The sequence below is a fragment of the Actinomycetota bacterium genome (assembly GCA_040905475.1).
GTDB lineage: Bacteria > Actinomycetota > AC-67 > AC-67 > AC-67 > DATFGK01.
The window spans coordinates 61,603-78,391 of record JBBDRM010000117.1; the positions used below are offsets into that span (position 1 = coordinate 61,603).

The following is a 16,789-nucleotide window of genomic DNA, read 5'->3' on the forward strand; positions in this document are numbered from 1 at the left end:
ATGTTCTACCGGTTCCCGGAGCGACGCATCAGCCGGGGAAATCCCCTATCCCCGTTTGGCTGAGCGCTGCTCTTCACGCCGGCGGCGGATGCAGGCGTGGACGGATCGAGCGTTATCGTCTTCGGCGGCATCCCGACGACGGCCTCCGGAGCAGATCCCTTGCCTCTGCGGCCGATGCGGATCGCGCTTCTGATCGCCCAGCCCGCGAACCGCACGATCGCCACGGGAGCGCCCAGGATGACCTTGCGCGGACTCCACGTCCGGTAGTACCCGCGCGGCAACGACGCCTCGGTCTTCCCGCTCAGTACGACGCCAAGCACCGGAGCCTTCAGGCGCTTCAGCATCTCGCTCGAGCGCTCGGCCAGCTCGGGCTTGGTCGTGCCGGCCTTGACGACGACGAGGACGCCGTCGACCTCGGGCAGTAGGAAAGCCACGTCACTCGTAAGGATCGGTGACGTGTCGATCAGAACGATGTCCGAGAGCTGACGCGCCTCCATGAGCAGACGACGCATCGAAGGCGACGACAGCAGCGCATCGGGGCTCGCGCTCACGGTCCCGCTCGGCACCGCCCAGACGCCGTTGATCGGCGTCTGCCACAAGGCCGAGCTCAGCAGCGGCCCGCCGTTGCTGGACAGCAGCACGTCGGTCACGCCGCGCGCGTTCGTGACGCCGAGCTCCTCGTGGACCTGCGGGTGGCGGAAGTCGCAGCCGACCACGGTCACGGTCTTGCCCACAGAGGCGAGCGCACCTGCGAGGCTTGCGAGCACGGCCGTCTTCCCATCTTCGGGTCCGGCGCTCGTCACGAGGATCGCCCTCGGACGCACACGCCGATCGTGACCCGGGAGGCTGCCGTTCGTCGACGACGCCCCGTTGAGGCCCGCACCGAGCATCCGGTACGCATCCGCAACCGCCGGCGGCAGGTCGGTGAGCTTCACAGGCCCCACGTTCGTCCGCCGCCACGGGAGGAAACCGCGGGTGCGGAGGGCGGGGATCTCGGCGAGCACGGGGAATCCGAAGTGGCGCTCCGCCGTCTCACGGGTGCGGATGCGTCGATCGAGGCGCTCGAGGACGAGCGCAAGGCCGATGCCGCCCAGGAGTCCAAGGATCAAAGCGATGACGAGTCGCGCGGCCAACGACGACGGAAGAGCCAGCCCCGAGCCGCCCTTGCCGACGATCGCCGACTGCACGAGGGAGAGACCTTCGGCGTCCGCCGTACGAGACTTGACCTCCTGGAGCTGGCCGGACAGCAGTCCGATCTGCTTCAGCGCCGCGTTCCGCTGCTCGATGAGCGGATCGGCCGGCGTTCCGGTGTTCGCCTGCACCTGATCGGTGCCGCCGCTCCGCGCGCCCGTGGTTCCGGCCTTCAGTGCAGCAGCCGCGACAGGATACTTCTTGATCTGCCGATCGAGCGCGGCCACTTCGCCGCGTATCCGGGCGATCTGATCATTGAGCGACTTGGCGAATGCTGCGTTCGTTGCGACCTCGCGCTCGACGAGGAACGCCAGCAGCTGCTTGGCGAAGCTGTTGGCGAGGATCTTGGCTCGCTCCGGATCTCCGGCGGTTGCGGTGATCTTGAGGAAGCCCGACTTCGCGTCGATCTCTGCCTTGATGCGCTTCGCGAGCTGCTTCGGATCACCGACGAACTCGACCTCTTTCGCGACCTTCTGAACGACCTGGTCGACGGTGACGAGCGCGGCGATCGTCTGGATGTTGGACGTTCCGCTCGGCGCGACGCTGTTCCGCGAGGTCTGCGAGCTCGAGCTGGCAGACCCCTGCAGCAGCGTCGCCGTGGCGGTCGTCTGGCTCTTGGCGCCGAAGCCGACGAGGCTCGTCAGCGCCCACGCCCCGATGAGCGAGAGGGCAACGATCGTCGCCACGACCCGCCAGCGACGCTTTATCCCTCTTAGATACTCAACCGGGTCCATGAGTCGCCCCTCCTAATTTCTTCTTCAGCCGCCAGGCGCACCGCCGCCGCCTGGTTCGCCGCTCCGAGCTTCGAGAAGATCCGTGTCTTGTGGTGCTCGACCGTCTTCGGGCTGATCCCCAGATGACGGGCGACCTGCTTGCCTGCGAGGCCGCGGCCCACCAGCGTGAGGATCTCCTTCTCACGCGCCGAGAGCCGGCTCGGCGTTCCGCGATGCACGCGCGTCTCGGGGACGAGCGCTCCGGCGAGCGCAGCGATCGAGGAGCCGGCGGAAACCCAGAGGCCGTCTTCCTCTTCCGATCCTTCTCCGAGCATAACCACACGGACGCCCTTCGCGCGCAGGCGGTTCGCGGTCGATTCGGCTCCGGCCAGGTACCGGTCGAGGACGACGCCGTCGGCGTTCTCCCCGAGCCGCTCCGCGTCCGCCATCGTGGTGACGGCCCGGAGGGGAACGATCCCCCGGACGCGTGCCAGGCCGGCCGCGATCCCTTCCGCGATCATCGCGTGACGGTGAGCGACGAGGATCGTGCGGGTACGCACCTCAAGCACCCGCGTCGACGGTGCGAAGGGCGCCGTCGGCGAGCGCCTTGAGGCGCTCGGCAAGACGATCGGCGTCCCCGTGTGCGATCAGGTCCTCGAGCTCGCGAAGAGCTTGCCGCAGCGTTGCGGGATGCGGAAGCGGCGGCCGCGAAACGACGATCTTCGGGTGGCCGCTCGGAAGAACCGCTTCGCACTCATCCATGATGTCTTCGGTCAACTTCTCGCCGGGTCTGGGTCCGATGATCGAGATCTCGACGTCCTTCCCCGGCACGTGTCCCGAGAGCCGGACGACTTTGCGCGCGAGGTCGAGGATGTTCACGGGCTCCCCCATATCCAGGGTGAACACCTCGCCCCCCTCGGCGAGAGCGGCCGCTTGCAGAACGAGCTGCACCGATTCGTCCACGCTCATGAAGTAACGGGTCATCGATGAATCGGTCACGGTGACGGGGCCGCCACGGGCGATCTGTCGCAGGAAAGTCGGGATAACGCTTCCACGGCTTCCGAGGACGTTCCCGAAGCGAACCGCGCAGAAGACGACGCGTCGGCCCTGAACGGTGCGCACGAGCTCCTCGGCGATGCGCTTGGACGCGCCCATGACGCTGACCGGCCGGATTGCCTTATCGGTGGAGATCAGGACGAAACGGCCGACGCCGGTGGCCACCGCGGCGTCCACGACCGAGCCGGTCCCGGCGACGTTGGTCCGAACAGCCTCCTCAGGGTGAAGCTCGAGCATCGGAACGTGCTTGTGGGCGGCCGCGTGGAAGACGACTTCGGGACGATGACGCGCGAAGACCGAAAGGATCCGGTCGAAGTCGCGCACGTCGGCGAGAGCTGTGTGGAGTTTCTCCGATGCGCCGATCTCCGAGACGAGGTCGTGCAGATGCGTCTCGTCGTGGTCCAGCAGAACCACCTCGGCCGGGTCGAACTGCAGCACCTGCCGAACGATCTCGGAGCCGATGGAGCCGCCGGCGCCGGTGATAAGAACCCGCCGACCCTCGAGGATAGCCCGAACCGAACCGAGGTCCGACTCGACCTGCTGGCGGCCAAGGAGATCTTCGATGCGGAGGTCCCGGATATCGCGCGCTGCGACCCGGCCGCCGACCGTTTCGCGTACGGTCGGGAGAACACGAAGTGGAACGTCGGCTTCTTCGGAAAGCGCTGCGATGTCGCGGACCACGTCGCTCGTCGCAGAGGGGATGGCGAGAAGAACTTGATCGGCCTTGAGCTTTGGCACCAACGCAGGGATCATCGCGCGGGCGCCGAGCACCGGAACGCCGTTGAGGGCGCGCCCGATCTTGGTCACGTCGTCGTCGATGAGGCCGACCGGCTCGAGACCCATCGAGGGGTTGCGCTGGATGTCCTTGAGAAGCATCGAGCCGGCGTCGCCGGCACCCACGATGAGCACCCGCTTGTGCTCGGTCATCGCCGACCGCCTCCGCACCGAGAACAGGCGACTCTGGAACCGGATGGCCCCGAAGGCCATGATCGAGAAGACGGCCCCTAGCGCGATCACGGAGAGCGGCAGCGGCCGGTTGCCACGAGCGATCACGGCCCCTGCGGCGATGACCATGAAACCACCGCTTCCGCCGGCGAGCACCACGCGTCGCGCTTCCTGGACGCTCGCGTAGCGCCACATCTGCCCGTACAGACCGAAGAGGTAGTTCGAGGCTACGTGAAGGACGATGATGAACGGCGCGAGGGTCCAGAAACCGCGCCAGAACCGGTCTGGAACGGCCCCTTCGAAGCGAAAAACGAGCGGAGTGAGGTACGCGGCCAGGAGCGCGACGATGTCCAGAAGCGCGAGCGGAACATCCCTCCGCACGAAGCGGACGATGCTCATGGGCAAGCCGGTGCCGACTGACTTTCTCGATGAGAACAGCGTGACCCCCGATTTCCCCCGCCGCCGAGTCGTGCGACGTGCGCATCTTAGAGGCCACGGAGCGTGTCACTCAACGAACGCGGTGCGTAACTTCTCTACGTTCTCTTACGTAGGTGCGCTACTGGGTTTACCGGTATCCCCGGGTAGACCGCAGATTCCGCCGGAACGGCCTTCCCTGCTGGGAGAGTGGGTTTATGAACTGGCGACGAACGGACCATAGATTCCGTACGTCGTGCGCCCTAGGTAGGTGGGACCTGAGCCTCCGTCAACCAGACGAGGAGGCCGGCTTCGTCGAACTCCTTAAGGACCCGGCGCACGTCCTCGCTGACCAAGTCCCGGTGCATCCGGCTGATCTCGCAGATCGCGTCGATCATCTCTTCGGGATCGGTATCGCCGTCGCACAGGTCCCAGATCGCCCATGCGGTCGCGTTGAGAAGGTGCACCTTGCCTGAGGCGGGGTCGTACACAGCGTTCTCTCCCTTGGCTTGACGCAGGAAGAGGCCCTCTTTCCGAAGGGGTCGGAGGCCGGCGAGCTGTGTCATCGTGTCGCCTCCTGGAGCTCGTCGCGGATGCCGTTGCGGATGACGAATGCGGCTGCCTCGAGTCGCGAATGGACCCCGAGCTTGCTCAACACGTTCTGGACGTGCGTGCGTGCGGTACCGGGACTGATCACGAGAGCCTGCGCTATGGCGTTGTTATCGGCGCCGTCCGATAGGAGCCCGAGGATCTCCTTCTCGCGCTTCGTGAGCTTCGACATCTGACGGTAGGCCTGGTCTTGCTCGCGACGGCGCCGGATCAATCGCCCGAGGAGAGGACCCAGGAGCCGCGGCGGGATGAGCACCTCACCGCGCTGAACGCGCCGGGCGGCGTCGATCAGTTCGGAGAGCGGAGACCCTTTCGTAAGGAAGCCACTCGCTCCCGCTTCCAGCGCCTCGATCAAGAGCTCGTGATCCTCTGCGTCGGCCAGCACGACCACCTTGCATCCCGGCCGGCGCTCGAGGATCAGGGGTGTTATGTGAACGCCGTCGGCGTTCGGCAGGTTCACGTCGACCAACGCCACGTCTGGCCGCGTCCGCTCGGCTTCGAGCGCCGCCTGCAAGCCGTCTCCTGCCTCAGAGACGACTTCCAGGTCCGGCTGGCTCTCGAGCACGACCCGAACCGCCTCGCGGAAGAGCGACTGCTCGTCCGCGAGCAGGATGCGTATGCGTGGCTGGTCGCCGGGTTCCATCGAACCTCAGGCTACGGGTGGATCCGGGACTCCGCGTGCGCCCGGCGCCGTATTCGCGATACCGCCATCGGAGGAGTTCGCCGCTCCCGATGGAGGATTCGTCACCATAGGTGACCGTCCGGTGCCGGTCAGCCCGAGGAGCAGCGGGACTACGCGGGCTCGGGATCTTTCCGAACCTTTCGCGCGAGGCCGGTCAATTGAAGCGTGCGTATAAGGATGCCGCCCAGGTCCACTTGCCAGTAGCGGCGTCCGAAGATCGCGCTCGATGGGAACGCGTGGTGGTTGTTATGCCACGACTCGCCGAACGACGCGATGGCGAGCAACCAGTTGTTCGTGCTGCGTTCCTTGGTGGGATACGGCCGTGACCCGAAGTAGTGGCACACCGAGTTGATGCTGAACGTCACGTGGTGCAGCAAGAAGATCCGCACGAGCCCGCCCCACACGAATGCAGTGAGCGTCCCGACGAAACTTTGCGTGATCACGAGCCCCAGGAGTGCAGGGAGAACGAACGAAACGGCCACCCAGAACGGGAACTGCCGGTCGATCGCGCGGATCGGCTTGTCTTTCAAGAGGTCCGGCGCCCAGCGCTCGGGGGCGGTGCGGTCGTCCGAGAACATCCAGCCCATGTGCGCGTACCAGAGGCCCTTGAGGATCCCCTTGTAGCCCTGCTCGGCCTGGAGATGCGGCGAGTGCGGATCGCCCGGCTGATCGGAGAAAGCGTGGTGGCGGCGGTGGGTGGCCACCCAGCCGATCACCCCCATCTCGATCGCCATCGAGCCGGCGATCGCGAGCACGACGCGCACGGGCTTCGACGCCTGGTATCCCTTGTGCGCGAACAGTCGATGGAAGCCGGACGTGATGCCGAGACCGGTGAGCGCGTAGAGGCCGCCGAATATCGCGGCGTCCACCCCGCTGAGGCCGTGGCCCCAGAGCAGCCAGATCGCGACCCCAACGCCTGCGAGCGGGATCAGGCTGACCAGCAGCAGCGCGTTGCGATGGAATCGCAGCTCGCGCTCGCTGAGCCGTATCCGGCCGGGGATCGGGCGTGACGTTTTCGAATCGAGAACTCCGGTGACGGCCATCGCAGGTCCCCTCCGACGCGTTAAGTTACGCTTACGTAACCGTAGGGACTCTAACGCCCCTGCGCGTCTCGGTCAATCCTTGTCGTCGCGAGGCGGGCGGAGCCGGTCGGGCTTCTTCGGCAAGTGCCGCAGCCCCATCCAGGCGAGGGCAGCGACGTGGCTCGCGACCGTCTCAACGGACGGCTTGCGAACCTCGGTCCACCACTGCCCCACGAATGCGACCATGCCGATCAGCGCATTGGCGTAGATGGGCGCGGCTTTCGAGTCGTAGCCGGCGCGCTTGAACTCGGCGGTGAAGATCTGGCCGACGCGATCGGCAAGCTCGTTGAGGAGACTCGACATCCGGCCGGGCGCGTCGCGGGAGAGGACGGTGAACCCGTGCGGCTCCTCTTCGACGTAGGCGAGGAACGCGACCGCCGCACGCTCGATGCGCTCGCGGGGTGATCCCGAGGAGATCGCGAGGCTGATCCGATCGATGATCGTCTGGATCTCGCGATCGACGATGACGGCGTAGAGGCCTTCTTTGCCCCCGAAGTGCTCGTAGACGATCGGCTTGGAGACCTTCGCGCGCTCGGCGATCTCTTCCACCGAGGCGGCCTCGTAGCCGCGCTCGGCGAACACGGCGCGGCCGACCTCGACGAGTTGCGCGCGCCGGGCGGCGCCGGTCAGCCGGACGCGACCTCCGTCGTTCCCCATAGGCCAAAGCGTACGACACCACGACCGGAACGAGGATCCGCGCCTCTTGGGAGGAGGCGGGGCACCGTGCGACGAATCCGTTCGGCATGTCCCCGATGTCCCGCTCGTTTGCCGCGCTCCTGACGCTGGTCCTTTCCATAACGTTCCTGCCTGCGCCGGCACGAGATGCGATCGCTCCCGTCGGAGAGGCCGCAGGGATCTGCGACCCCATCGACCCCCAGGCGTGCCTGCTCCCGTGGCCGAACGATCTCTTCACGACTCCCGACACGAGCACCGATACGGGTCGACGCCTGGATCTGAATCTCCTCGCGATGCCACGCAACGTCGCCGGTGTGCCGATCGACCCGACCGACATCAACCGCAACGACGGCTTCTCGCCCGGCGCCCTGATCGTGACCAGGGTGCCGGGGCTCGACACGCCGGCCGCACTGGCGAACACCAACCCCGTCGGGCTGACCGACCTCGCGCGCTACGCCGACCCCGCTGCCCCGGTGGTCGTGCTCGATGCGTCGACGGGACAGCGTCATCCGATCTGGGTCGAGCTCGACCGCGCGGTCGGACTGAACGGGAAACCGCCGGCGTCGAGAGACACGACGCTGCTCGTGCGTCCCGCCGTGAACTTCGCCGAGGGACACCGCTACGTCGTCACGCTCCGGTTCCTGAAGGACTCTCTCGGCGCTCCATTGAGCGCGCAGGCGCCGTTCGCTGCGTTTAAGAGTGGAACCGGCGCAGCGTCGCGGCAAGCGCAGATGAACGCGATCTTCGCCACGCTGTCGCAGGCGGGGATCGCGAAGAGCGACCTGTACCTCGCGTGGGACTTCACGGTGGCGAGCGAGCGCAACCTCTCGGAGCGAATGCTGCACATCCGCGACGACGCGTTCGAGGAACTCGGTGACACGGACCTCTCCGACCTCGTCGTGCAAGGATCGTCGCCGCAGTTCATCGTCGACACGATCACGAGCCTGCTGCCGTGCCGCCCCTCGGTCGACATCGACGTCCCGCCGGTGTCGTGCGATCCGCCGGAGGAGCTCGACGCGCGGCTCGCGCGCCGCGTCGAGGGCAGGATCATCGTGCCGTGCTACCTGAACCTTCCCGGCTGCCCGCCGGGGTCGCGGTTCCTGTATCCGGATCTCGGGGCGTCGCTGCCGCTTCGCATCCCCGGGAACGTCATGGCCGCGACCTTCGTGTGCAACATCCCCGCCGGCGCGCTCCAAGGCCAGAAGTTCCGGCCGTCGCTGTACGGGCACGGCTTGCTCGGCGAGGCGTCGCAGGTCAACACCGGCAAGCTCTACGACCTCGCGCAGTTCGGGCTGATGTTCTGCGCGACGGACTGGAGCGGGATGGCAAGCGAGGATCTCCCCAACGACGCCGCACTGCTCGCAGAACTCGGCCGCTTCTCGTCGCTCGCCGACCGGACGCAGCAGGGGATGCTCAACTTCCTGTACCTGGGGCGCGCGATGATCCACCCGCAAGGGTTCTGCGCCGACCCGGCATTCCAGGTCAACGGCTCATGCGCGATCGACGTCTCGCGCCTGTACTACAACGGCGGCAGCCAGGGCGGGATCATCGGGGGTTCGCTAACCGCGGTGGCGCCCGACTTCACGCAGGCGCACCTCGGTGTGCCGGGGATGAACTACTCGACGCTGCTGAATCGCAGCATCGACTTCGACGTCTTCGCGCAGATCATGTACCGCGCGTACCCGAAGCCGGTCGAGCGACAGCTGATCTTCTCGCTCATCCAGACGCTTTGGGATCGCGCCGAGGCGAACGGCTACGCGCATCACATGACCGACGATCCGTACCCGAACACTCCGGCACATCGCGTTCTGCTCACGCCGGCGTTCGGCGACCATCAGGTGACGAACTGGGCGACCGACGTCATGGCGCGAACGGTCGGCGCCTCCATGCGCATGCCGGCGGTCGACCCCGGACGGCACCCGGCCGGCGCGAACGCGTACTGGGGGATCCCGGTGATCGGCTCGTATCCGTTCGCCGGCAACGCGATGGTGGTGAGTGAGATCGGGCCGCTCCGCATCGAGGACGGCGAGGAGAAAGGCACCACCCCGCCGCCGCTCGAGAACAACGCGAACCGCACCGGCGTCGACCCGCACGGACCGGACTGGAGCGAGCAGCCGGACGGCTACCTCGCGATCGCGTCCTTCCTCAGCCCGCTCGGCTGGTTGCCGGCGGTGTGCGGCACGGCGCCCTGCTACCTGGACGGCTGGATCGGGCCGTAGGTCTCTCGCACGTGCCTGACGTGCCTGACGTGTCAGGCGTGTCAGGCGTGTCAGGCGTGTCAGGCGTGTCAGGCGTGTCAGGCACCGACAGTTGGGTGCAGCACCGGCCGGTACCCGGCGCTCGGGCACCCGGTCAGAGCTCTTTCTCGAACCACGCGACGTCCCAGTAGCGGCCGAACTTGCGGCCCTGCTCGTGGAACGTTCCGACCGGATGGAAATCGAAGCGCTCGTGCAGCGCGACCGACGCAGGGTTCGGGATGTCGGTGACCGCCGCGTACGCGCGGTGGACGTCCTCGGTCGCAAGAGCGGCGAAGAGGGCCTCGTAGAGCGCGGTACCGATCCCGCGGCCGGTGGCGACCGGGAGGAGGTAGACGCTCGTCTCCACCGAGGTGATGTACGCGGGCTTGACGCGGACCTGGTGCGAGTCGGCGTAGCCGAGCACCGTGTCGTCCTCGACCGCGACGAAGAGCCGATGCGGGCCCGTCTCCCCGTACTTGGAGAACCATTCCTTCCGGACGTCCATCGGGATCGGGTCGAGATCGAACGTCGCCGCCGACGTTGCGACGTAATGGTTGTAGATCTCGTTGAGCTGCTCGAGGTCGGCCTCGACGCAGGAGCGAACGATCAGCGGCGCGGTCATCTTGGAAGAAGGGCTCGCACGGCGTCGATGGTATCGGCGTCGGCGGGGCTCTTGTCGGGCCGGTAGCGCTTCAGCCGCGCGAACCGCAGCGCGACGCCGCCGGGATACTTCCTCGACGACTGCACGCCGTCGAGCTCGATCTCGGCGACGACCTCGGGACGGACCCACACGGTTATCTCCTCGCGCGAAGACTCGATCTCTTGGAAGCGCGCGGTCTGCCGGGCGAGCGTCTCGTCGGTCATGCCCTTGAACGTCTTGCCGACCATCACGAACCCGCCGTCGGGATCGCGCGCGCCGAGGTGCAGGTTCGAGAGCCACCCGCGCCGCCGGCCGTGCCCCCACTCTGCCGCCAGCACCACGAGATCGAGCGTCTTCGCCGGCTTCACCTTGATCCACGACTTCCCGCGACGACCCGCTTGGTAGGTGGAGCCGATGGCCTTGACCATCAGGCCTTCGTGCCCGGCCTCGATCGCCGAGTCGAGGAACCGCTGCGCCTCCTCGGCGTCCTCGGTGAGGATCGACGGGACCCGCCACTCCCCCGCCACGCGCTCCAACGCCGCGCGACGCTCGGACAGCGGCGCGTCGAGCAGTTGTTCGTCCCCGGCGACCAGCACGTCGAAGAACCAGGGAGCGAGTACCGCTTCGTGTGCGCCGCTCCGGCGACCGACCCGGCTCATCGTCTCTTGGAACAGGTGCGGCCGCTCGTCGGGGTCGAGCACGATCGCTTCGCCGTCGAGCACGAGCGTCTTCTCGGGCATGGAGCGGACGAGGTCGGCGACCTCGGGCATCCGGTCGGTGACGTCGTTGAGGTTGCGGGTGAACGCGCGTACCGCGTCGCCGGAGCGATGCACCTGGATGCGTATCCCGTCGAGCTTCCACTCGACCGACGCGAGGCCGGTGATCGCGAGCGCAGCGGCCGGATCGTCGGCGGTGGAGGCGAGCATCGGCTGGACAGGCCGCAGCACCTCGAGCCCGATCGCGCCGAGCCCGGCTTCGCCGTCGGTCAACGCGACCGCCGCCGTCCGGCCCAGATCGCCCGACAACATGGCCGCGCGACGCACCGCCGCCGACGGCACATCGGCCGCCTTCGCGACGGATTCGGCGACGACACCCTCGAGGGCGCCGTGTCGCATCTCGCCGACGAACAGGCGGCGGATGAAATCGATCTCCGGCGCGGTCGCCCGGCGGAGCAGGTCCGCGACCAGATCGGAACGTGCTTTCGTGGAACCTTTGCCGATCGTCTCGAGGATCCGATCGAAGAAAGCGTCCAGGTCGGCGGTCGTCAGCGTCGCCTGCCTCGCGGGACGCGCCGACTCCGCGCGCCACGCCGTCGCCCAGCCGATGCCGACGCGGCCTTGTCGCGGCTCGCCGGAAAGGAATCCGACCGCGGCGGGGATCTCCTCAGCCGGAACGCTTCGCAGGAGGTCCGCCAGAAGCGCGACCTTTTGATTGCGCGAGGCTGTGGCCGCTACCGCGTCGGCAGCGGCAACGATCTCCGAGAGGAGCATGGCGGTAATCCTCGCACGCGGCGAGGACGGCTAGCGTCGGATAAGCCCGGCCAGCTCGAAGTGCATCCCGTCCGGCGTTTGCCAGTTCCCGCCCCAGCGGAAGCCCCAGCGCCGGAAGATCTCGACGATGCGAGGATGCATCGTGGGCCGGGCGCCGTACTTGTTGCCGGCGACGTTGAAGTCGACCGCGAGTCCCCAGGCGTGCATCGAGACCGGATTCGCGGGATCCCAGAGGATCTTGCGCGCGACGTAGCAGCCGCCGTACTGGTCGAGGTCGATCGCCGATGCAAGGCCGAGGCGGTGGACCTCGCCGAGCGCGGCAGCGAGCTGCGAGATCATCATCCGGTGGCACGTCACCGTCCCGAAGATCGGAACGCGCGCCCGCACGATGTAGCGGCGCACCCAGTTCGGATCTTGTTGGATCGTCCCGTCGCCGTTGACCACGTAGCTGAAGGAACCGAACAGCTGAGAGGACGCGCGCCCGGTGAGGAACGAGGGCCGGCCGCCGGCAACGTTCACCTGCGTGTTGAGCTTCGAAGCCAGCGCGGTCGCCGTCGCGCTCGGGTCGGCCTCCGGCGCGACGGCTACGAAGAGCATCGTCGGACGGCCGGTCTCGAGCCAAGGGACGCGGTCACGCGCCATGACGCCGACGGCGCCGGTTCCCGTCAGCTCGTCGGATAGGTCCGCGACCGGGACGGTGTGCGCCGCCCCGCGCGCGTCGCGCAGCTTCACGACGCCACCCTCAGTTACGCCCAGGTGCGCTCGATCCGCGGCGGACATCAGCAGCCGGCCGTCACGCAAGCCCGCCTGCGACGCAGATCCACCCGCGGCGACCGACGCGGTGAGCGCTTCGACCTCGACGGGATCGACCACGGCGAGCTTGATCGAGGTCTTCGCCGGCGTGGTTACCCGCACGTCGACGAGCGCGAACCCCGCGACGCGCGCGACCCCTGCGATGGAGCGAACGCCGGAGAGTACGGCACGCGATGCGCCGGAGGGAACGTCCACCCTCAGCAGCGTCGCCGGCGTCGCGGTGCGATCGAACCGGCCGCCGCAAGCGGCGACCGCGAGCAGGACGCAGCCCAGCGCGATGCGCGAGGCAATGCGTGCTCGTACTGATGTTGGGCGCATGGGGATAGGCAAAACCTACCCAGATCGTCCCTCGGCGTCACACCGAGGTCGCGAGGATGCGATCTAGGACCACGCCTCCAGGGGGATCAGCGTAGGTCCCACCAAAGCGTGACGATACCGCGCTCCCGCGGCGGCGGGTGCGCCTCGAGGACGCGCGCGATCTCGGCGTCGCGGTCGGCGCTCAGGCACAGATCGACCCGCACCATCGAGACGAGCTCGTCGTGTGCCGCAGCCGAAAAGGACGGCGCGCGCGTCCACCGATCGATCGACACCGAAAGTCCAAGCTCGGAGAGGACCTCGACGGCGTCGTCGGCGGTCGGCCGAAGCGGGCGCTCGATGCGGTGGAGCTCGCGCCACAACGGACTCTCCCACGATCGGGGATGCTCGGCGGTCAGCTCGACCACGACCCTGCGCTGGGCGTGGCGGTTCAGCGCCTCGGCGAACCGGGCGAGATCGGGGACGTTGTAGAGAACGTGATGGCACACGACGACGTCGACGGCTCCGAGGATCCGGTCCGAGACGTCGGGCCAGCGACCCTGGATCTCTTCGTGCGCGACCCCGAGCGCCGCCGCCCGCCCCGCGAACGCGTGGAGCATCTCTTCGCTCTGATCCACGCCGGTCAGCGACGAAGCCGGCGGTGCGAGTGGGAGGCTCGCGGCGCCGGCGCCGCAGCCCACATCGAGTACGGAGCCGCCGACCGGCAGCGCTTCGAGCGCCCGCCGGAGCGACGGCGTCTCGCGCACGAGCGCCTCCTCCGCGGCGCGCACGAAGTGTCCGACGGGGTAGGCCCACGGATCCTCAGGGGCTTGGGCGATGATCTCGGGCGGGATCGCCCACGAGGCCAGGGCTTCAGCCCAGGCGACGGCCGCGCGGCTCATGGCGGCTCAGCCGGAACGGGCGCCCGTGTCGCGCATGAAAGCCAGGACGATCTCCGCGAGCTCTTCGCCTTTGTCTTCTTGAAGGAAATGACCGGCGTTGGAGATCGTGGCGTGCGGCTGTCCCTTCGCCCCCGGGATCAGCTCTTGAAGCACACGCTCGGCGCCGCGCGTGATCGGGTCCGAGTCACCGAACGCCGTCAGGAAGGGCTTGTCCCAGGTCTGAAGGACTTCCCAGGCTTTGCGGTTCGCCGGGGCGGCGGGGTCGTCGGGCGAGCTCGGCACGAGCATGGGGAACTGACGTCCGCCTGCTTTGTAGGTGTCGTCGGGGAACGGCGCGTCGTAGGCGTCGACGACATCCTGTGAGACGTCGCTGGCGCATCCGCCCTTGACGATGAACCCGATCGGGAACTTCGGGCTCTCCTGCGAGAACTTCCGCCACGCGTGGAACGCCTCGCCGAGGTCGCGATCGCCGGTGGGAAGAAAGGTGTTGGAGGCGACCACACGATCGAAGCGATCGGGAGCTTCGGCCACGAGCCGGAGCCCGAGCAGTCCGCCCCAGTCCTGCCCGAAGAAGGTCGTGCGCCGGAGTTCGAGACCCTCGAGGAACGCATGCAGCCAGTCCATGTGCGACTGGTACGAGTAGTCGGAGCGCTCCGTCGGCTTGTCTGAGCGGCCGAAGCCGATCAGGTCGGGCGCGATCGCGCGGAAGCCTGCTCCGGCGATCACCGGGATCATCTTGCGGTACAGGTACGACCACGACGGCTCGCCGTGCAGCATCAGGACGGGATCGGCGTCGCGTGGGCCCTCGTCCACATAATGCATCCGGAGCCCGGCACCGATCTCGATGTAGTTCGGCTCGAACGGGTAGCCGGGGAGGTTCGCGAACCGGTCGTCCGGCGTCCGAAGGATCTTCATGGCCGGCGATGCTAGCGCGCAGAGCCACGCGAACGGTAAAAGGGGCCGGCCCTCAGGCCGACCCCTTGATGATCCGTTCGTTAGGCCTGCAGGACCGTCGAGATCTCGAGCTGGATCTTGACGCGCTTGCCGACGAGGACCCCGCCGGTCTCGAGCGCCTGGTTCCAGGTGATACCGAACTCCTCACGGTCGATCTCGGTCTCGGCCGAGAAGACCGCCTTGGCGTTGCCGAACGGGTCGGACGCGACGCCTTCGAAGGTCACCTCGAGGTCCACGGGCTTCGTGACGTCCTTGATCGTCAGGTCGCCGCTCATCAACAGCGAAGACCCGCCGTTCTGCTTCACCGAGGTGCTGCGGAATCGCAGCGTCGGGAAGTTCTCGACGTCGAGGAAATCCGGCGACCGGAGATGCCCGTCGCGCTGCTCGTTCGCCGTGTTGATCGTCGCGGCGTCGATGGTGGCGTTGACCGCCGACTGTCCCGGGTGGACTCCGATGGTCACGGAGCCCTGGAACCCCTCGAAGCGCCCTCGCACCTTGGCCACCATCAGGTGGCGGGCGACGAACTCGACGCTGGAGTGGGCCTGGTCGATCTCCCAGACGCCCGGCTGGGGCAGTTCGATCCCATCTAGCTCGTGTAGTGCTGCTGCCTGATTCGTCATCGCGTTCCCTCCTTCTTCGGGCACCCGTCGCCTCCCGGCTTTCTTGCACGTTCAATCGTTGTTAAGGCAACTATATCTCAGAAGTCGTTGCACTGTCAACTATTGAACGATAGAATCTTTTCCATGAGCCTCAAGACGCAAGATCGCAGCTCAGCGGATCCTGGCCTGTCGGCGTGGCTGACGCTTGTGCAGGCCAACTCGCTATTGCTCGACTTACTGGAGGCCGATCTGATGGCCTCGCAAGGCATGCCGCTCGGCTGGTTCGAGGTGCTCGTTCAGCTGACGTCCGCGCCCGACAGCCGCTTGAAGATGCAGGAGCTGGCCCACTCGGTCCTGCTGTCGAAGAGCGGGGTAACGCGACTGGTCGATCGGATGGAGGCGGCGGGCCTCGTCACCCGGGCCGCGTGTCCGACCGACCGGCGAGCCGTGTATGCGGTGGTGACCCCGGAGGGACGCGAGGCGCTCCGCGCCGCACTCCCCCGGCACCTGGACAGCCTCGCCGAACGGTTCACGAACCACCTCACGCCGGGCGAGCTGAACATGCTTCGAACGACGCTGCAGAAGGTGCTCGACGCGCACGGGTTCGTGCCGACGTGTCCCAGCGTCGAGCAGCTCGCCTCAGCGGACGAGCCGCGAGAGGCGCCGGTCGGCTAGGACCTTCCCGCCCGTCTGACAGGCCGGGCAGTACGTCACCTCGTGCGACTCGTAGCTCACGCGCCGCAGGTCCGCGCCGCACCGTGGACAAGGGAACCCGTACTTGCCGTGAACGGTGAAGTGGTCGCCGATCTTGGTCGGCAGCCCGCCCGAGCGCTTGCGTTCCGCTTCCAGCCCTTCGGCCATGATTTCCGCGACCGCGTCGAGCACACGCTCGCGATCGTTTCCGGTCATGCTCGCAAGCGAAGCGTACGGAGACACTCGCGCGCGGTGAAGTATGTCGTCGGAATAGCCGCGGCCGATGCCGGCGACGGTGCGCTGATCTCGAAGGATCGTATGGAGGCGTCGCTTGTCGTCCCCGGTACGCACCAGCGTCGCGAACGCTTCCGAGTCCGGCTCCGGTCCGAGCTTCTGCAGCGGCCCGTCGTCCCCGGGGGCCAGGACCCACCAGCCGGCCTTGCGCTCGGTGCCGAACTCCTTCACGAGCACAGAAGGCCGATCGGCGAACCGGAACCGCACGACAGAACCCCTCGGTTTCGTTTGCTTCGGCGGGTCCTCGACGTCGATGCGGCCGCCCTGGGAGAGGTGGACGAGCATCCTTGGTCCGCCGAACTCGAGGACGAGGTACTTGCCGCGGCGACCGACCAACTCGAGCCGCACACCTTCGAGCGACTCGGGGCCGGGGGTGACCGTTTTCAGCGCGGAGAACTGCAACGGCACCGCTCCGGCGAACTCCGAGCCGCCGACGGCGTCGGTGAGACGCTCGGCGAGTGCCTGCACCTCTGGGAGTTCGGGCATCGGTCCACTGTATCGTTCGC

At 67.5% G+C, this 16,789-nt stretch carries 16 protein-coding genes; 2 read left to right on the plus strand and 14 right to left on the minus strand.

Annotated features, from left to right (window positions below; genetic code table 11):
- Positions 1-5 precede the first annotated feature (5 nt).
- From WEB06_14120 to WEB06_14150, 7 genes are all read right to left on the minus strand, one after another.
- Entirely contained in the window at positions 6-1,925 is a 1,920-nt protein-coding gene (locus tag WEB06_14120; GenBank protein ID MEX2556748.1) for a hypothetical protein, read from the minus strand.
- Entirely contained in the window at positions 1,904-2,464 is a 561-nt protein-coding gene (locus WEB06_14125; protein ID MEX2556749.1) for a LuxR C-terminal-related transcriptional regulator, read from the minus strand. Before WEB06_14125 ends, WEB06_14120 begins: the two co-directional genes overlap by 22 nt.
- A gap of 1 nt (position 2,465) precedes the next feature.
- Positions 2,466-4,304 carry a nucleoside-diphosphate sugar epimerase/dehydratase gene (locus tag WEB06_14130; GenBank protein MEX2556750.1) on the minus strand — a complete coding sequence of 613 codons (1,839 nt, stop codon included), beginning with the start codon at positions 4,302-4,304 and terminating at the stop codon, positions 2,466-2,468.
- A gap of 278 nt (positions 4,305-4,582) precedes the next feature.
- Entirely contained in the window at positions 4,583-4,885 is a 303-nt protein-coding gene (locus WEB06_14135) for an HPr-rel-A system PqqD family peptide chaperone (GenBank protein MEX2556751.1), read from the minus strand.
- Complete coding sequence (locus WEB06_14140; protein ID MEX2556752.1) at positions 4,882-5,571, minus strand: response regulator transcription factor; 690 nt, start codon at positions 5,569-5,571, stop codon at positions 4,882-4,884. Before WEB06_14140 ends, WEB06_14135 begins: the two co-directional genes overlap by 4 nt.
- A 149-nt stretch (positions 5,572-5,720) precedes the next feature.
- Positions 5,721-6,653 (minus strand): acyl-CoA desaturase, encoded by a 933-nt coding sequence (locus tag WEB06_14145; protein MEX2556753.1) that lies wholly within the window; start codon positions 6,651-6,653, stop codon positions 5,721-5,723.
- A gap of 72 nt (positions 6,654-6,725) precedes the next feature.
- Positions 6,726-7,349: a TetR/AcrR family transcriptional regulator gene (locus WEB06_14150; GenBank protein ID MEX2556754.1), complete on the minus strand. Its 624-nt coding sequence runs from the start codon at positions 7,347-7,349 to the stop codon at positions 6,726-6,728.
- A gap of 95 nt (positions 7,350-7,444) precedes the next feature.
- On the opposite strand from WEB06_14150, the gene WEB06_14155 reads away from it, so the two are divergent.
- Positions 7,445-9,586: a hypothetical protein gene (locus WEB06_14155; GenBank protein MEX2556755.1), complete on the plus strand. Its 2,142-nt coding sequence runs from the start codon at positions 7,445-7,447 to the stop codon at positions 9,584-9,586.
- Positions 9,587-9,719: 133 nt separating this feature from the next.
- On the opposite strand, the gene WEB06_14160 is transcribed toward WEB06_14155, so the two are convergent.
- From WEB06_14160 to WEB06_14185, 6 genes are all read right to left on the minus strand, one after another.
- A complete protein-coding gene (locus WEB06_14160; protein MEX2556756.1) occupies positions 9,720-10,226 on the minus strand; it encodes an N-acetyltransferase family protein in 507 nt (168 codons plus the stop codon).
- Positions 10,223-11,734 carry an ATP-dependent DNA ligase gene (locus tag WEB06_14165; protein MEX2556757.1) on the minus strand — a complete coding sequence of 504 codons (1,512 nt, stop codon included), beginning with the start codon at positions 11,732-11,734 and terminating at the stop codon, positions 10,223-10,225. Before WEB06_14165 ends, WEB06_14160 begins: the two co-directional genes overlap by 4 nt.
- A 30-nt stretch (positions 11,735-11,764) precedes the next feature.
- The gene (locus tag WEB06_14170) at positions 11,765-12,865 is read right to left on the minus strand and encodes a M15 family metallopeptidase (protein MEX2556758.1); all 1,101 of its coding nucleotides are present in this window, start codon (positions 12,863-12,865) and stop codon (positions 11,765-11,767) included.
- A gap of 86 nt (positions 12,866-12,951) precedes the next feature.
- Positions 12,952-13,743: a methyltransferase gene (locus WEB06_14175; GenBank protein ID MEX2556759.1), complete on the minus strand. Its 792-nt coding sequence runs from the start codon at positions 13,741-13,743 to the stop codon at positions 12,952-12,954.
- A 6-nt stretch (positions 13,744-13,749) separates the two neighbouring features.
- Entirely contained in the window at positions 13,750-14,658 is a 909-nt protein-coding gene (locus tag WEB06_14180; protein MEX2556760.1) for a haloalkane dehalogenase, read from the minus strand.
- Positions 14,659-14,738: 80 nt separating this feature from the next.
- Positions 14,739-15,317: a YceI family protein gene (locus WEB06_14185; GenBank protein ID MEX2556761.1), complete on the minus strand. Its 579-nt coding sequence runs from the start codon at positions 15,315-15,317 to the stop codon at positions 14,739-14,741.
- A 123-nt stretch (positions 15,318-15,440) separates the two neighbouring features.
- Between WEB06_14185 and WEB06_14190 the strand changes: the two genes are divergently transcribed.
- On the plus strand, positions 15,441-15,971 hold the full coding sequence (locus WEB06_14190) for a MarR family transcriptional regulator (GenBank protein MEX2556762.1): 531 nt from the start codon (positions 15,441-15,443) through the stop codon (positions 15,969-15,971).
- Here WEB06_14190 and WEB06_14195 read toward each other — a convergent pair.
- A complete protein-coding gene (locus WEB06_14195) occupies positions 15,936-16,769 on the minus strand; it encodes a DNA-formamidopyrimidine glycosylase family protein (GenBank protein MEX2556763.1) in 834 nt (277 codons plus the stop codon). The two genes, WEB06_14190 and WEB06_14195, sit on opposite strands and share 36 nt — an antisense overlap.
- Between the last annotated feature and the right edge of the window lie 20 nt (positions 16,770-16,789).

What these genes read in the sequence shown, in the direction of transcription:
- WEB06_14120 (MEX2556748.1), bottom strand. Translation starts at nt 1,925, where the DNA reads ATGGACCCGGTTGAGTATCTAAGAGGGATAAAGCGTCGCTGGCGGGTC.
- WEB06_14130 (MEX2556750.1), bottom strand. Translation starts at nt 4,304, where the DNA reads ATGAGCATCGTCCGCTTCGTGCGGAGGGATGTTCCGCTCGCGCTTCTG.
- WEB06_14135 (MEX2556751.1), bottom strand. Translation starts at nt 4,885, where the DNA reads ATGACACAGCTCGCCGGCCTCCGACCCCTTCGGAAAGAGGGCCTCTTC.
- WEB06_14140 (MEX2556752.1), bottom strand. Translation starts at nt 5,571, where the DNA reads ATGGAACCCGGCGACCAGCCACGCATACGCATCCTGCTCGCGGACGAG.
- WEB06_14145 (MEX2556753.1), bottom strand. Translation starts at nt 6,653, where the DNA reads ATGGCCGTCACCGGAGTTCTCGATTCGAAAACGTCACGCCCGATCCCC.
- WEB06_14150 (MEX2556754.1), bottom strand. Translation starts at nt 7,349, where the DNA reads ATGGGGAACGACGGAGGTCGCGTCCGGCTGACCGGCGCCGCCCGGCGC.
- WEB06_14155 (MEX2556755.1), top strand. Translation starts at nt 7,445, where the DNA reads ATGTCCCGCTCGTTTGCCGCGCTCCTGACGCTGGTCCTTTCCATAACG.
- WEB06_14160 (MEX2556756.1), bottom strand. Translation starts at nt 10,226, where the DNA reads ATGACCGCGCCGCTGATCGTTCGCTCCTGCGTCGAGGCCGACCTCGAG.
- WEB06_14165 (MEX2556757.1), bottom strand. Translation starts at nt 11,734, where the DNA reads ATGCTCCTCTCGGAGATCGTTGCCGCTGCCGACGCGGTAGCGGCCACA.
- WEB06_14170 (MEX2556758.1), bottom strand. Translation starts at nt 12,865, where the DNA reads ATGCGCCCAACATCAGTACGAGCACGCATTGCCTCGCGCATCGCGCTG.
- WEB06_14175 (MEX2556759.1), bottom strand. Translation starts at nt 13,743, where the DNA reads ATGAGCCGCGCGGCCGTCGCCTGGGCTGAAGCCCTGGCCTCGTGGGCG.
- WEB06_14180 (MEX2556760.1), bottom strand. Translation starts at nt 14,658, where the DNA reads ATGAAGATCCTTCGGACGCCGGACGACCGGTTCGCGAACCTCCCCGGC.
- WEB06_14185 (MEX2556761.1), bottom strand. Translation starts at nt 15,317, where the DNA reads ATGACGAATCAGGCAGCAGCACTACACGAGCTAGATGGGATCGAACTG.
- WEB06_14190 (MEX2556762.1), top strand. Translation starts at nt 15,441, where the DNA reads ATGAGCCTCAAGACGCAAGATCGCAGCTCAGCGGATCCTGGCCTGTCG.
- WEB06_14195 (MEX2556763.1), bottom strand. Translation starts at nt 16,769, where the DNA reads ATGCCCGAACTCCCAGAGGTGCAGGCACTCGCCGAGCGTCTCACCGAC.